The sequence below is a fragment of the Tenacibaculum crassostreae genome, from assembly GCF_964512405.1.
Classification (GTDB): domain Bacteria; phylum Bacteroidota; class Bacteroidia; order Flavobacteriales; family Flavobacteriaceae; genus Polaribacter; species Polaribacter crassostreae.
Map to the genome: position 1 here is coordinate 278,045 of NZ_CAZELE010000005.1, position 15,083 is coordinate 293,127.

General features: G+C 31.7%; 15 protein-coding genes. 7 read left to right on the forward strand and 8 right to left on the reverse strand.

Annotated features, from left to right (window positions below):
- The first annotated feature begins 36 nt into the window (after nt 1–36).
- The gene (ychF, locus tag ACKTST_RS06635; RefSeq protein ID WP_408046964.1) at nt 37–1,128 is read left to right on the forward strand and encodes a redox-regulated ATPase YchF; all 1,092 of its coding nucleotides are present in this window, start codon (nt 37–39) and stop codon (nt 1,126–1,128) included.
- An 82-nt stretch (nt 1,129–1,210) separates the two neighbouring features.
- Complete coding sequence (locus ACKTST_RS06640; protein ID WP_408046965.1) at nt 1,211–1,885, forward strand: DUF2461 domain-containing protein; 675 nt, start codon at nt 1,211–1,213, stop codon at nt 1,883–1,885.
- Here ACKTST_RS06640 and ACKTST_RS06645 read toward each other — a convergent pair.
- On the reverse strand, nt 1,882–3,219 hold the full coding sequence (locus ACKTST_RS06645) for an MATE family efflux transporter (RefSeq protein WP_408046966.1): 1,338 nt from the start codon (nt 3,217–3,219) through the stop codon (nt 1,882–1,884). The two genes, ACKTST_RS06640 and ACKTST_RS06645, sit on opposite strands and share 4 nt — an antisense overlap.
- A 90-nt stretch (nt 3,220–3,309) precedes the next feature.
- On the opposite strand from ACKTST_RS06645, the gene ACKTST_RS06650 reads away from it, so the two are divergent.
- From ACKTST_RS06650 to ACKTST_RS06665, 4 genes are read left to right on the forward strand one after another with little or no spacing between them, the layout of a single operon-like run.
- A complete protein-coding gene (locus ACKTST_RS06650) occupies nt 3,310–3,696 on the forward strand; it encodes an acyl-CoA thioesterase (protein WP_408046967.1) in 387 nt (128 codons plus the stop codon).
- Between the two features lie 36 nt (nt 3,697–3,732).
- On the forward strand, nt 3,733–4,851 hold the full coding sequence (locus ACKTST_RS06655; protein ID WP_408046968.1) for a DEAD/DEAH box helicase: 1,119 nt from the start codon (nt 3,733–3,735) through the stop codon (nt 4,849–4,851).
- A gap of 1 nt (nt 4,852) precedes the next feature.
- Nucleotides 4,853–5,473 carry a trimeric intracellular cation channel family protein gene (locus tag ACKTST_RS06660; RefSeq protein WP_408046969.1) on the forward strand — a complete coding sequence of 207 codons (621 nt, stop codon included), beginning with the start codon at nt 4,853–4,855 and terminating at the stop codon, nt 5,471–5,473.
- A complete protein-coding gene (locus ACKTST_RS06665; protein WP_408046970.1) occupies nt 5,473–5,937 on the forward strand; it encodes a MaoC family dehydratase in 465 nt (154 codons plus the stop codon). Before ACKTST_RS06660 ends, ACKTST_RS06665 begins: the two co-directional genes overlap by 1 nt.
- Nucleotides 5,938–5,985: 48 nt before the next feature.
- Here the strand turns inward: ACKTST_RS06665 and ACKTST_RS06670 are convergent, their stop codons facing one another.
- The 3 genes from ACKTST_RS06670 to ACKTST_RS06680 form a co-directional block, all read right to left on the reverse strand.
- Nucleotides 5,986–6,417 (reverse strand): hypothetical protein, encoded by a 432-nt coding sequence (locus ACKTST_RS06670; RefSeq protein ID WP_408046971.1) that lies wholly within the window; start codon nt 6,415–6,417, stop codon nt 5,986–5,988.
- 236 nt (nt 6,418–6,653) lie between these two features.
- On the reverse strand, nt 6,654–7,865 hold the full coding sequence (locus ACKTST_RS06675) for an RsmB/NOP family class I SAM-dependent RNA methyltransferase (protein ID WP_408046972.1): 1,212 nt from the start codon (nt 7,863–7,865) through the stop codon (nt 6,654–6,656).
- Nucleotides 7,866–7,951: 86 nt separating this feature from the next.
- Nucleotides 7,952–8,446, reverse strand: a complete 495-nt coding sequence (locus ACKTST_RS06680; RefSeq protein ID WP_408046973.1) for a hypothetical protein — start codon at nt 8,444–8,446, stop codon at nt 7,952–7,954.
- Between the two features lie 101 nt (nt 8,447–8,547).
- Here ACKTST_RS06680 and recG point away from each other — a divergent pair, with 101 nt between their 5' ends.
- Nucleotides 8,548–10,659: an ATP-dependent DNA helicase RecG gene (gene recG / locus ACKTST_RS06685; RefSeq protein WP_408046974.1), complete on the forward strand. Its 2,112-nt coding sequence runs from the start codon at nt 8,548–8,550 to the stop codon at nt 10,657–10,659.
- A gap of 20 nt (nt 10,660–10,679) precedes the next feature.
- Here recG and ACKTST_RS06690 read toward each other — a convergent pair whose 3' ends face one another.
- From ACKTST_RS06690 to ACKTST_RS06705, 4 genes are all read right to left on the reverse strand, one after another.
- Complete coding sequence (locus ACKTST_RS06690; protein WP_408046975.1) at nt 10,680–12,152, reverse strand: hypothetical protein; 1,473 nt, start codon at nt 12,150–12,152, stop codon at nt 10,680–10,682.
- Nucleotides 12,153–12,204: 52 nt separating this feature from the next.
- Complete coding sequence (locus ACKTST_RS06695; protein ID WP_408046976.1) at nt 12,205–12,831, reverse strand: SPOR domain-containing protein; 627 nt, start codon at nt 12,829–12,831, stop codon at nt 12,205–12,207.
- A gap of 101 nt (nt 12,832–12,932) precedes the next feature.
- A complete protein-coding gene (fdhD, locus tag ACKTST_RS06700) occupies nt 12,933–13,739 on the reverse strand; it encodes a formate dehydrogenase accessory sulfurtransferase FdhD (RefSeq protein WP_408046977.1) in 807 nt (268 codons plus the stop codon).
- A 137-nt stretch (nt 13,740–13,876) separates the two neighbouring features.
- On the reverse strand, nt 13,877–15,064 hold the full coding sequence (locus ACKTST_RS06705; RefSeq protein WP_408046978.1) for a class I SAM-dependent methyltransferase: 1,188 nt from the start codon (nt 15,062–15,064) through the stop codon (nt 13,877–13,879).
- Nucleotides 15,065–15,083 lie beyond the last annotated feature (19 nt).

Genomic DNA, 15,083 nt, shown 5'->3' on the forward strand with positions numbered 1-15,083 from the left:
ATTTGCACTCGCAAAAATTTCAATAAAACACACAGAATGAAAGCTGGAATTGTAGGATTACCAAACGTAGGAAAATCAACGTTGTTTAACTGTTTATCTAACGCAAAAGCACAAAGTGCAAATTTTCCATTTTGTACAATTGAACCTAACTTAGGTGTTGTAAACGTACCTGACACTCGTTTAGAAAAGCTAGAAGAGTTAGTAAACCCAGAAAGAGTATTACCAGCAACTGTTGAGATTGTAGATATTGCAGGATTGGTAAAAGGAGCTAGTAAAGGTGAAGGTTTAGGAAATCAGTTTTTGGCAAACATCCGTGAAACGGACGCTATCTTACACGTTTTGCGTTGTTTTGATAACGATAATATTGTACACGTAGATGGCTCTGTAGATCCTATTCGTGATAAAGAAACTATCGATATTGAACTTCAATTAAAAGATTTAGAAACAGTTCAAAAGCGTTTAGAGCGTGTAAAAAGAACTGCTAAAACTGGGAATAAAGAAGCACAAGTTGAATTAGAAATTTTATTGAAAGTTGAAGCGACTTTATTAGAAGGAAAATCGATTCGTTCTATTGAATTTACCGAAAAAGAAGACGAGTTTGTTAAACCATTACAGTTCATCACTGCTAAACCAGTTTTATATGTGTGTAATGTTGATGAAAGCTCTGCTGTTACTGGTAACGAGTATGTTGATAAAGTTAAAGAAGCTGTAGCACACGAAAATGCTGAAGTTATCGTATTAGCGGTTGGTACAGAAGCTGACATTGCTGAATTAGAAGACTATGAAGAGCGCCAAATGTTTTTAGCGGATGTAGGATTGGAAGAAGCAGGTGTGTCTCGTTTAATTCGTTCAGCATATAAATTATTAAACTTACAAACCTATTTTACAGCAGGTGTTAAAGAAGTAAGAGCTTGGACCATTTCTATTGGAGCTACTGCACCACAAGCTGCTGGAGTTATTCATACCGATTTTGAAAAAGGATTCATTCGTGCCGAAACTATTAGTTATGCTGATTATGTAGCTCATGGAAGCGAAGCTAAAGTTAAAGAAGCTGGTAAAATGAGAGTAGAAGGAAAGGAGTATATTGTTAAAGACGGTGATGTAATGCACTTTAGATTTAACGTATAAGTTCATTTATAATATAAATACAAAAACTCCGCTAATATCTAGCGGAGTTTTTTTGTATCTTAGAATTCTAAATTCGTTTACCATGCAAATAGAAAAACAAACATTTCAATTTCTAAAAGATTTAAAGGATAACAACAATCGTGATTGGTTTACCGAGCATAAAAAAGAGTTTACCAATGCTCAAAACAATGCAAAAGCAGTGTACAAAACTATTCAAGAGAACTTGAATAAACATGATGAAGTTGATAAACATAAATTATTTAGAATTTATAGAGATGTTCGATTTTCAAAAGATAAAACACCGTATAAAACACATTTTGGAGGTTCTTTTCACAGAAAAAAACCAGAATTAAGGGGAGGGTATTATCTACACATTTCACCTAAAGATAGTTTTTTAGCTGGAGGTTTTTGGGAACCAAGTAAAGACGACTTATTCCGCATTCGAAAAGAGTTTGAAATGGATGCAAGTGAAATTAGAGAAATTTTACAAGAAAAAAACTACGTTAACTATTTTGGTGGAAAATTTGAAGGAGATGAATTAAAAACCGCTCCTAAAGGGTTTGATAAAGAACATCCTGATATCGATTTGATTCGAAAGAAAGCATACATTGCAGTTCAACGTTTTACTGATGAAGAAGTTTTAGCTCCTGATTTTTTAACCAAAGTAGATGATGCTTTTAAAGCACTTCGTCCTTATTTTAATTATATGAGTGATGTTTTAACAACAAACTTAAATGGTGAAAGTTTGTTGAATTAATTCAAATTTAATTTCACCTCTCTTTTTAAATAAGCATAAGTAACCACTGTTGATAATATATCAGCAATTGGAAACGACATCCATACACCATTTACACCATAAAATCTTGGTAAAACAAACACTAAAGGAATTAAGAAAATTCCTTGTTTTAGTAACGTTAATAGTAACGCTGGTAAAGCTTTACCTGCTGCTTGAAAATAAGCTGCTCCTATTAATTGTGTGGTGATTACAGGAGTTGCTAAAAAAGCTATTATTAATGCATTTGGTGTGAGATTTAGTAGTTCTCTATCTTCTGTAAATACACTAACTAACTCATTCGGAAATAACATAATTCCTATAAAAATTACAGTAGCTATAGCTGTTCCAAATTGTATAGAAGTCCTAATCGTCTCTTTAACTCTTTTAGAGTCATTGGCACCATAATTATATCCTGCAATAGGTAAAAAACCTTGTGTTACTCCTAAAACAGGAAACAAGGCAAACATCATTACTCTATTAATAATCCCGTAAATAGCTATTGAAATTTCTCCTCCATATTTAAATAACGTGTAGTTTAGAATGATTACTAAAACACTAATTGTACCTTGTCTTACAACGGTTACCCCTCCTAAAGACACAATTTCTTTTAAAATAGAATAATTAAATTTAAAATACTTCGGAACAATTTTTAATTCGGTATTCTTTGATAAAAAGAACCATAAAATAAATAATCCACTAACAGCATACGAAATAGAAGTTGCCAAACCAGCTCCGTACATTCCTAAATTCATGAATTTTATAAAAACAACATCTAACAAAATATTAGCAATTGCTGGTAGAATCATAGTAAACATGGCATAATTTGGCTTTCCTACAGCTCTAATTACTGGATTTCCCATCATTGCAAACGCTAAAAAAGGAACTCCTAAAATTATTACATGAAAATATTCAGTAGCAGGAATAACAATATCTCCGTTCGCTCCAAAAAGTTGCAAAATTGGTAAACAGAAGAACTTACCAAATAATACAAATAACACAGATAAACCTATAGTAAGTGAAATTTGATTTCCAAAAACTTCAAAAGCTTTATCAGCTTTATTTGCTCCTAAAGCTCTTGATATAATGGAACTTCCTCCAATACCAACTCCCATCCCTATAGAAGAAATCAAAAAAGCAATTGGTAAAACAACAGTAATCGCTGCTATTGCCATCACACCAATCCATCTTCCAACAAAAATAGTGTCAACAATCATGTTTATTGACATTACTAAAATTCCTATTGAAGCTGGAATTGCTTGTTTTAAAATAAGCTTGCTAATACTTTTGGTTCCTAAATCGTCAGCGATTCTATTCATGTTGACTAAATTAAGATGAATAATCCATCAAAATTTAAAAGCTTAATACATTTAAGTAATAATTAACATCATTCGTTGTAAGTTTGTTAAATGAATGTATTTGAACAAAAACATATTGTTACTCATAACGAAATTGATGAATACAACCATGTAAACAATGTGGTTTATGTACAATGGATGCAAAATATTTCTGATGCTCATTGGAAAATCTTATCAAAAAAAGCAATTAATATCGATTATGTTTGGTTTGTTATTCGTCATGAGGTAGATTATAAAAATCAAGCAATATTAGGCGATGAAGTAACTTTAAGAACTTGGGTTGGTAAAACTGAAGGAATAAAATCTGTTCGTCACTTCGAAATGTATAAAGATGAAACCTTGTTGGTAAAATCTCAAACTACCTTTTGTTTATTAGATGCTACTACCAAAAAACCAAAAAGAATTACGAAAGAAATAACAAACTTATTATTACCGTAAAAAGAAACAATATCTTTGCACTTATAATTTTATAAAATGACAACATTTACCGAGTTAGGAGTACGAAAAGAATACGTGAAAGGATTGAAAGAGTTAGGAATAACAACTCCTACTGAAGTACAAAAGGAAGCAATTCCTTTCTTACTTGAAAACAACGCCGATTTTATTGGTTTAGCGCAAACTGGAACTGGAAAAACTGCTGCTTACGGATTGCCTATTCTTCATAAAATAGATACTTCAAAAAATACTATTCAAGCATTGATATTAGCACCAACAAGAGAGTTGGCACAACAAATAAAAAAACAACTATTTAAGTTTACGAAATATGTTGATGATAGAATTTTTGTTGAAGCTGTTTTTGGAGGAGAAAAAATTGATCGTCAAATCAACAACCTAAAAAGAACAACTCACATTGTTGTTGCTACTCCAGGACGTTTAATTGATTTGATAGAAAGAGGAGATGTTAACTTAAAAGACATTAAAACAATAGTACTTGATGAAGCAGATGAAATGCTAAGCATGGGGTTTAAATTAGAATTAAATCGTATTCTAAAATACACTTCAGGTACACGTAAAACATGGTTGTTTTCAGCTACAATGCCCGATGAAATACGAAGTATCATTAAAAAATATATGAATGCTTCTGCAAAACAAGTTGAAGTAAATAAAAACTCGTTAGTAAACGCAAATATTATTCATCAATTCGCTCAAACAACTATTCAAGAAAAAACGAATACTATCATTTCTTTTTTAGATAAACGTCAAAACGAAAGAGGAATTATATTTACAAGAACCAAAGCCGGAGCTCAAAAACTAACCAAAGAGTTAAAGGAAGAAGGTTTTTCTGTAGAAGCGTTAGAAGGTGACATGCAGCAAAAAGAACGCGATAAAGTGATGCGAGCTTTTAAAAATGAAAATTTACAAGTATTAGTTTCTACCGATGTTTCTGCAAGAGGTATCGACGTTCATAATCTTGGTTTTGTGTTGCATCATCAATTACCTGAACAATTAGAATATTATACTCACAGAAGTGGAAGAACAGCAAGAGCTGGTAAAAGAGGATTATCTTTAGCTTTAATTCTTCAAAATGAAAGAAATCGCGTTGCAGAAATAGAAAAAGAATTACAAATACAGTTTTCAGAAATATCATTATAAAATGAGTATTATATACGCCATAGACATCGCAGGAACCTTTGCTTTTGCAATTAGTGGAGCTTTGGTGGCTATTCGAAAAAAATTTGATGTTTTTGGCGTATTAATCATTGCATTTGTTACCGCTGTTGGAGGAGGTATGTTACGTGATGTTTTAATTAACGCACATCCAATAAACTGGATTGGTGATATTAATTATATCTGGACGATACTTACAGCAGTTTTCGTTACTTTTTTATTTAGAAGTAAAATTGCGCCCTTAAGAAGAACCATGTTTTTATTTGATACCATTGGTATCAGTGTTTTTACTTTATTAGGTGTTCAAAAGGGATTGAATTTTGATCTTCACCCGTTTGTAGCCTTAGTTATGGGAATGTCTTCTGCGGTAATGGGTGGTGTTATAAGAGATGTGTTAACTAACGAAATTCCGCTTATTTTTCATAGAGAAGTTTATGCGTCCGCTTGTTTGGCAGGAGGAATTGTGTATTTACTTTTAAATCCGTTAAATATGAATGAGGATTTTCAATTTATCTTATCAGCAGCAATTATTGTCATTATTAGAACGATAGCTGTTCAGTATAAATTAGAGCTTCCCAGAATTAAAAAAGACGTTTTCGGTAAATAATGATGGAAAAATTAATTCTCAATAATTTAGAAGAGCTCTCAAGTTTAGAAGGAAAGCAATTACCAATAGGTGAGTGGTATGAAGTAACTCAGCAAATGATTAACGATTTTGCAAATGCTACCTTAGACAAACAATGGATTCATATTGACGAAGAAAAAGCAAAAAAATATTCGCCAACTAAAACCACCATAGCACACGGATTTATATCCGTTTCAATGCTTTCTGAATTAATTTCAAAGCAATTTGAAGTTAAAAGTGTAAAAATGGGGTTGAATTACGGACTGAACAAAGTTCGTTTTCCAAGTCCTGTGCCAGTAAATAGCAATTTACGCTTAAATAGTGTTATAAAAAAAGTAGAAGATTTTCAGAAGGGAAAGAAACTAACTATCGACTGCATTATAGAAATTAAAGGGCATGATAAACCAGCTTGTGTTGCTGAGTTTATTTTTGTCTTATTTGAATAAAAAATGCTGCTTTAAAAAGCAGCATTTTATTTTCTATTTGGAATCTATCTACGACAACCAACCTTTTTCTATCGATCTCTTAGAATATAGTAATAAGAAAACGCCAATAGCTATAACCATTATTGGCATGATAGCTCCTCCAGGTCCGTAAACTTCAACAGCTTTACTCATAAATAAATTGTAAATCATTTGTACAATTATTGCGATTAGTGATACTAAAAAAACTGTTTTAGCAGCTTTCTTTTTCATCAATAATAAAATACAACCTAATAATCCACCAAAAACTGCTATTGCAAAAGCAGCAGTTACCCAAGCCGGAACATTGTCATATAAAGCTCTTTCAGCTTCTGGTAATGCAGCTTTCATTTCATCGGTCATAAATGCTTGACCGATGTAAGACATTACACCTAATCCGTTCCAAATTAATGCAATAACACCAATTACCCAGAATAATGTTGTTGGTTTGTTTGAATTTGTCATAAAAATAGTTTTAAGTTAGTTACAGCTAAAAGTAATCATAAATTAATAATGAGCAAAACTTAAAATAATGTTAAACCAATTAACTTTCGTAACGATTTTAAAAATTACTCGTCTTATTAATATAATTACTTAACAAGTAATGTTTGGTGATTAGTTAGTTTTTAATAGTTGATTGAAAAGAAAGGCTCGAGAAATTTTTCCCGAGCCTTTTTTATTATTTGTACTTGTAATAGCTATTATTTTCGTTCTAATAGCGCCATATAAAATCCGTCATATCCTGATTTGTGCGATAATACCTTTTCATCTTTTACAAACGAAAAATCTTTACCAGCATCAGAAGCTAAAAAGAATTCTACTTGTTGCTGATTTTCAGAAGGTAATACCGAACAAGTAGCATACACCATTTTTCCTCCTGGTTTTACCATTTTACTATATTGCTGTAACACCTCTTGTTGCGTTTCTTTAATTCTATCTAAAAACTCAGGTTCAAGTTTCCATTTGCTATCAGGGTTTCTACGGATAACACCCAACCCTGAACAAGGAGCATCAATTAAAACTCTATCAGCTTTTCCTTGTAGTTTTTTAATCACTTTTGTAGAATCGATAACACGAGTATCAATATTATGAACTCCGTTTCTACGAGCACGAACTTTTAATTTCTTCAATTTACTTTCGTAAATATCCATTGCAATAATTTGCCCTTTATTCTTCAATAAAGAAGCAATATGTAAGGTTTTTCCACCTGCACCAGCGCAAGTATCAACAACCTTCATTCCTGGTTCAACATCTAAATAAGCCGCTACTAATTGAGAAGAAGCATCTTGCACCTCAAAAAAACCTTTTTTAAAGGCTTCGGTTTTAAATACGTTTGCTCTTTCAACTAATTTTAAAGCATCGTCATATCCTTTGATGAATTCTGTCTCAATTCCTTCGGTAGCTAACATTTTCTGCAACCTTTCTTTAGTAGTATTCAACGTATTGGTACGTAAAATTACTTCAGCTTGCTTGTTCAATGCTGCTATTTCTTTGGTCCAAACTTCTTCTCCTAATTCTTGAACACCAACTTCATCAATCCAATCAGGAATAGATTCTCTAAATTTTCTAATTTTTAATAATTCATCAAACTTTCCTTTAATTCTTCGAGAAGGAGTAGGTTCAATCTGATTCCAATCTGGTAACTGAATTCCTTTTAACACACACCAAACAGCAAATAATCTCCATAAATCTGGGCGAGAATACGGAGCTTTTACATTGGCTATTTCTGCATACAAACGTTTCCAACGAACAATATCATAAATTGTTTCAGCAACAAACTTTCTATCACGTGCTCCCCAGCGTTTATCTCTTTTTAATGCTTGCTCTACTGCCTTATCTGCATAAACGTCTTCATTAAAAATATCGCGTAAACTATCTATAACCGCGAAAACTAAATTTCTATGTAATCTCATTTGATGAATTTAAGAGTGCAAAGATACAGCAAATAAAAAAGTGCAGTTAAAAAACCGCACTTTTTTAAAATATATGGTTTTAATTTTTAATTATTGTTATTAAAAACTACTTGAAAATCGTTTGTGTATGTTCCTTTAAAAGTACTGTCATCATTCATAACTAAATCAACAATAACAGAATAATTATTTCCTCCATTATGTTTTACAGTAACTGTACCAGATTTTAATCCGCTAGAAACACTTGTGTTATTTTCAAAATACGTATAGCGAGTTAAAAAATCATTTAGTACCAACACTCCGTTTTCTTCAGGAAAAGAGTAAGTGTTAGCTATTGTTTCTTTGGTAAATGTAGGAACATCAATCATCAATGTTTTTACTTGAGAAGATGTACCTGAAACTAAAGTTATTCCTGTATGACCATCATCACCTAACGAAACCCCTAGAATGCTTCCACTTATAACAGAAAATGATTTTCCGTTTAGTTTGATACTATTTTCATTTAATGAATCATCAGATCCACTACAACTAATTAAAACTGAAAAAAATAATAGAAGTACGCAATTTTTAAATAAGTTTTTCATAACATATAAAGTTTAAATTTAGTCAAATATAACAAATATTTTTAACCAGCTTTGGTATTAAAAGTTGTCATCAAAACTCCTTTTTTGTACTTTCGTTCTTAATGAATTTAAACCATCCTGTAACATATATTAAAGGTGTTAGTGTAGCAAGAGCAGAACTCTTATATAGCGAGCTAGGTATTAAAACCTGCAATGACTTACTACATCTTTTTCCGTTTAGATATATCGATAAAACACAGTTTTATACCATTAACCAATTACAGCAAAATTCTGCTGAAGTACAAATAGTTGGAAAAATTACAGGAATAAAAACAGTACAACAAAAAAGAGGAAGTAGGTTAGTGGCTACGTTTTCAGACAATACTGGCACCTTAGAATTGGTTTGGTTTAAAGGAGCGAAATGGATTAAAGACAGCTTAAAGATTAACGTTCCGTATGTTATTTATGGAAAATTGAATTGGTATAACGGAACTCCCAACATGCCGCATCCAGAAATGGAAACCGTTACTGAGTACAAAAGTAAGTTGCAAATGGCAATGCAACCTGTATATCCATCAACCGAAAAACTGAGTACAAAAGGAATCAGCAACAAAGTTATGCGGAACATGATTCAGAATCTGTTTCAGCAAGCGTACGGAAGTATTGAAGAATCTTTTCCACAGTATTTCATAGATGAACATCAGCTCTTAGGAAAAAAAGAAGCGCTTCTAAATGTACACTTTCCTAAAAATCAAGAATTGTTAGCAAAAGCTCAATATCGATTAAAGTTTGAAGAGTTATTTTTTATTCAAGTACAATTATTACAGAAAAAACTCATCAGAAAATCAAAATTAAAAGGATTTATTTTTGAGCATGTAGGAGAGGAGTTTACCAACTTTTACGACAATTACTTACCTTTTGATTTAACGAATGCTCAAAAACGTGTATTAAAAGAAATACGAAAAGATGTAGGTTCAGGTGCGCATATGAACCGCTTGTTACAAGGTGATGTTGGCTCAGGAAAAACAATTGTAGCTCTTTTAACCATGCTTTTAGCTATTGATAATGGTTATCAAGCAACAATAATGGCTCCTACCGAAATATTGGCAACTCAGCATTATAACGGAATCGTTGAGCTATTAGAAAATACCAATATTCAAGTTGAATTACTAACAGGTTCAACCAAAACGAAAAAGCGTAGAGAAATTCATTCCAGTCTTGAAGACGGAAGTCTGCATATTTTAATAGGAACCCATGCTATTTTAGAAGATAAAGTTCAGTTTAAAAACCTTGGTATTGCTATTATTGATGAACAACATCGTTTTGGGGTAGCACAACGAAGAAAGTTGTGGGAAAAAAGTTCTGTTGATGGTAAAGCTATTCCACCACATATTTTGGTAATGACAGCAACACCGATACCAAGAACTCTAGCCATGTCGGTTTACGGTGACTTGGATATTTCGGTTATTGATGAATTGCCTCCAGGACGTAAAGAAATAAAAACCGTACATCGATACGATAGTAACCGCTTAGGTGTTTTTAAATTTTTGAAGGATGAAATAGCCAAAGGGCGTCAAGCCTATGTGGTATATCCGTTAATCCAAGAATCAGAAGCTATGGATTATAAAGATTTAATGGACGGTTATGAGAGTATTTCTCGCGAATTTCCTTCACCAAAATATCAAATAAGCATTGTTCACGGACAAATGAAACCTGCTGATAAAGATTACGAAATGGAACGTTTTGCCAAAGGTGATACACAAATCATGGTTGCAACCACAGTTATTGAAGTAGGAGTTAACGTCCCTAATGCATCAGTAATGGTGATTGAAAGTGCTGAACGATTCGGGTTGAGTCAATTACACCAATTACGAGGTAGAGTAGGACGTGGAGCTGAACAAAGCTATTGTATTTTACTTTCAAGCTATAAATTATCATCCGACGGAAAAACACGCTTACAAACCATGGTGGAAACCTCAGATGGATTTAAAATTGCTGAAGTAGACTTAAAACTTAGAGGTCCAGGAAATATTATGGGAACACAGCAAAGTGGGGTGTTAAACCTAAAAATTGCTGATGTAGTAAAAGACAGCCCTATTCTTTATAAAGCGCGTCAAATTGCGATAAACTTATTACAAGATGATCCTAATTTATCTAAACCTGAAAATTTAAGCCTACAAAAAACTTATGAAAATCTCCGAAAAACTAGCGGTATTTGGAGTAATATTAGTTAAATAATAAGTATTTAATAACATTACTTAGCACTTAAAAAAGAAAAACGATACGATACTCCTAAATTCATGTAAGTACTACTTAAAGTACCACCTCTTGCTTTTACATAACCAACACCAGCTCTTAAATTTAAATTATCAGTAAGTTGATGATTAACTCCAATACTAGGTTTAATAATCAATCCTTGACCCGTACTAATTCCTCCACCACCAGCGGCTCCTCCTAAAACTTGAGCAAATACCGAGGTTGTATTGTTAAAAAGTGAATTTGTTTGTGCACCTAAACCTACAATTCCTTCTGCATAAGCACCTGCATCACCAAAATTAGCAAAAGAGGTTTGTCCTGTAGCGTACAAGTATTTATTTAAGAAAAAGTTTATTTGCAATGATATTTGATGCATGTTTTGGTTAAATCCACCATCTCTAGCAGCATTTAGATATAAATCTTGTTTAATAACAGCTTCAAATCCTTTAAATTTTCCTTCAGAAAATTCTTTCTCTTCAGAGGTAACTCCATCTTTATCGATATAATATTTTAACCCTAATCCATAAGTAGAAGACACAAAATGTGAATCTGGACTCATTAAATACCCCTTATTTATCGAAGCATATACATTACTAAATAGTTTTTGTTCCAAAGAAATATCAGGATAAATTAAAAAACCTCCTTTAGTATCTACGCCACCACCTCCACCAGCACCAACACCGAATTTGGCTAGGATATTAGTTCGGTTTCTATTCATTGATAAGTGGTATCCACCACCAAGAAAAACATCCATATATCCTGCTTTAATTCCGTGGTAAGCCCCATCAACTTTTACAAAAAAGAAAAAATTATCTGATATATATGAATCCAATTCAAATCCTGCTAAACGTATTGTATTTCCTTCGTAAGAACCTTTAGTTACCCGAGCATTATTTAAGTGTACTAGCATCGAAATTTGATTGCCTAAAACATTCCAAGATGTATTTTTTAAATCATCTACCGAAAATGAATTTTCTCGTTCTTTAAAACTAGCTGTTTCAAACGATAATGGTATTTGTATTGCAATATTAAATTGATCGCTTTTAATTTCACCACCATCAAAAAAATTGACATAACTATATCCTGCAGTTGCAGAAAATTGTTTGAAATCGTACCCAAAATTTAAGTGTGGTAAAATAAAAGCACCTCCACCGTCTTTTGCGCTTTTTCCTCCGCCACCACCAAAATGTATTCCTGCATCTATAAACAGTTTATCAGTTATTTTTTGTTGAATTCCAGCATTTACACCTAAGGTAAAAAAACCTCCTCGAATACCACCAACAGCGCCATATAAGCCAATACCAGCATAACTCCAGTTATTTAGCTTTAAATTGTAATGAAGCCCTGTATAATCCATATTTTGCTCTCCATCAGGCATTTTTATTGATAGAAAATCTATTTGACCAAAACCTTCTTGTGTTTTTCTTTCAGGAATAAGGTTCGTTTGTGCGTAAAAAAAATGAACACTCATAAGTAAACTTACTATGAGTGTCCTTTTTATAATTTTTGACATTAAAAACTGTTTAATTGTGTATTTTTTGACGTTCACCATCTAAATATGAAGCTACAAAAGCATCATTAAACCCTATTCTAACTAACTCTCTTTTTAGTTCTTTAGCTTCTTCTAAAGTTTTAAACAACCCTAATGATAATTTAAAATAACCATTATCAGCAGTAACTGTTGAAGGAATTATCTCTTTTGATAAAAGTGGATATTGTTTTTCTGAAAGTACTCCAATTTGAACTGAATATACCGTTTGCCCATTGTAAGCCATTGCAACATCATCTGCTGCTGAATCTACATCAATAGCAGGAGAACTTGAACTTGTGTTTGTGTTATTTCTAGCTGCTCTTGCTTGGGCTCTACTAATACTATCTAATACTCTATGAGCTTCTTCTTTCTTTACTGCTTCAACATCAATATCATTTAATGCTCCTGCGCCACCATTAGCGTAAAAGTAATAAGCTGCACCTAATGCTAATCCTAATAATAAACCTAATACAATTGGTAATGTTCTTGAGTTCTTTTTAACAGAAGCCAATTCTTCTTGAACTGAAGTTAATTCGGTTTCTGCTTCTTCTCTTTTTAATTTTGCGTTGTCTAAGTCTTCTTGCATTAACTTAAACTTCTCTTCTTCTATAAAAGGCATAAGTACGGGTTGATTAGTTAAAATTTTAAGTTACTAAAATACAAATCTTTTTTAATTCACGAATTTTAGTTATCAACGACCTTTAATAACTTGCTAAAAACTCAATTTATTAATTGAGGATTGGCGTAAACTGTCATCTTATTATTTCTGCTAAAACCGATAAGACAAATTCCAAATTCTTTTGCAAAATCTACCGCTAAAGAAGAGCAAGCAGAAACTGCAATTATAATTGGTGTTTTTGCTAAAAAAGCTTTGGATACTATTTCATAAGAAACCCTACCACTCACCAACATAAACTGAGCTTCTTTTAACTTATCTTGCAAAATTAAATCTCCAACACATTTATCAACAGCATTATGACGCCCGATATCTTCTTTGATCGTTAATAATTCAGAACTTGAGTTAAAAATAGCACATGCATGACTTCCTCCTGTAGATTTAAATAAATTTTGTAATTTACTCATTTTAAAAAACATACTATTACCCACATCAACTATTGATTCAATAGTGTTGTTTTCTGTTCGAGATAATGATTTACCTTCAACTTTTAAATCATTTAACTCTTTTTTCCCGCAAATACCACAAGAAGAAACCGACAATAATGTTCGTTTATTTAAATATCCTTTCCCTAATTTATCTCTCGAAATTCTCACGTTAATTACCGTAGAAAAATCTTCATTTTCTGAAATAATTTCGACTTGTAAATCTTCCTTTTTTTTACAAATACCTTCAGCATATAATAAACCTCTGGTTAACTCTTCATCATCACCAGGAGTCCTCATCACCACTGTATAAGCTTCATTATTTATATTTATTTGCAAAGGAGCTTCTACAACAAGTGTATCATCTACTTTTTCGTAGGAATCTTTAGAAATTTTTATTGATTGATAAGTGTTTGTTTTCTTCATAAGTAAGCAAATTTATACAAAAAAGAAAAGCCTTGGTAAAACACCAAGGCTTTAAACATATTTTATTTCCCCTAATAAACAAAACATGTTATTAACAGATACTTCTATACTAAAAACGGAAGCTTTTCTATAATATTTTATTCGCTTGTAGTTTTTAAGCAATTAATAACAATCAATTCGTTGTTCATATTGGTAGAAAAGAAGAGATAGATATCTCCACCGTCTTTTAATTTTGTTTCTTTTCTAATTTGCGCCACAGTTTTAGGAAAATTACGTGTAGTAATATTTGCTTTATCTGTGGTAATATCTTTTTTAAACTTCTTTTTATTGTATGGAAAAGCAGATTCAATTTTAAAAATTCTACCAGGGAAATTTTCTATCAACTTTTCTGAAGTGTACAGATGAGAATGTTGATGTAATTTATTTACTTTTAACTGAGTTGCAACCTGGTTAAACCCGCCAGATTTTAGTATTGCCGCATTGGGTTCATATAGGTACTTTTGAGGAAGAGCATAATCTATATTAACATTAAAACTATTATTAAAAATAAACTCTTGGTATTTGTTTTCTATAATGTTAACAGTTTTTACTTCAACTTTTTCTTTATGGTTGTTTCTTAATAGAAACAACAACTCTTTTACTTCGTTTTTTACCGCAACAACATGAATTTCTTTAACATATTTTAATTCATTTATTGTAGAAGTAATATCTAGAATAGGTGAATTTTTTATCAAGATTGTATCTGATTTTTCAAAAAGAAAATCTAAATTTTCAGGAACGTTTGGCAAACAATCTTTTAACAAAAACACTTTTCCTTTAACATCATTTCTTCGAGAAGGATCTATGTAGATGCAATCAAACTTTTTAGAAGTACTTTTTAAGTATTCCAATCCGTCGGATGCAATTGTTTCAATATTTAAAACACCTAATTGTTTATAATTATGAGTAACTATTTCTGATAATTCACTATTAATTTCACAATGCGTTACTTCTTTAAACTCTTTTGAAAACGCAAAACAATCAACACCAAAACCTCCTGTGATATCAACTATTGAGCTTCCAGCTACCAATTTAGATTTATAATCAGCTGTGATTTCAGATGAAGTTTGTTCAATGCTTAATTTTGCTGGGTAATAAATATTTTTTGAAGTAAACCAAGTAGGGAGCTTTTTCTCAGATTTTTGTTTTGCCACAATTTGATTTGCTAACTCTTGGATGGTAACATTTTCAAAGGGACTGCCTTTAAAAATTAAATTTTCTATGTTCCTTTTTAAACTTTCTTCAATATATAACTGAACCTCAGTATGTAAAATAGTTTTATTCACTAATAATAAAAAATAGCAT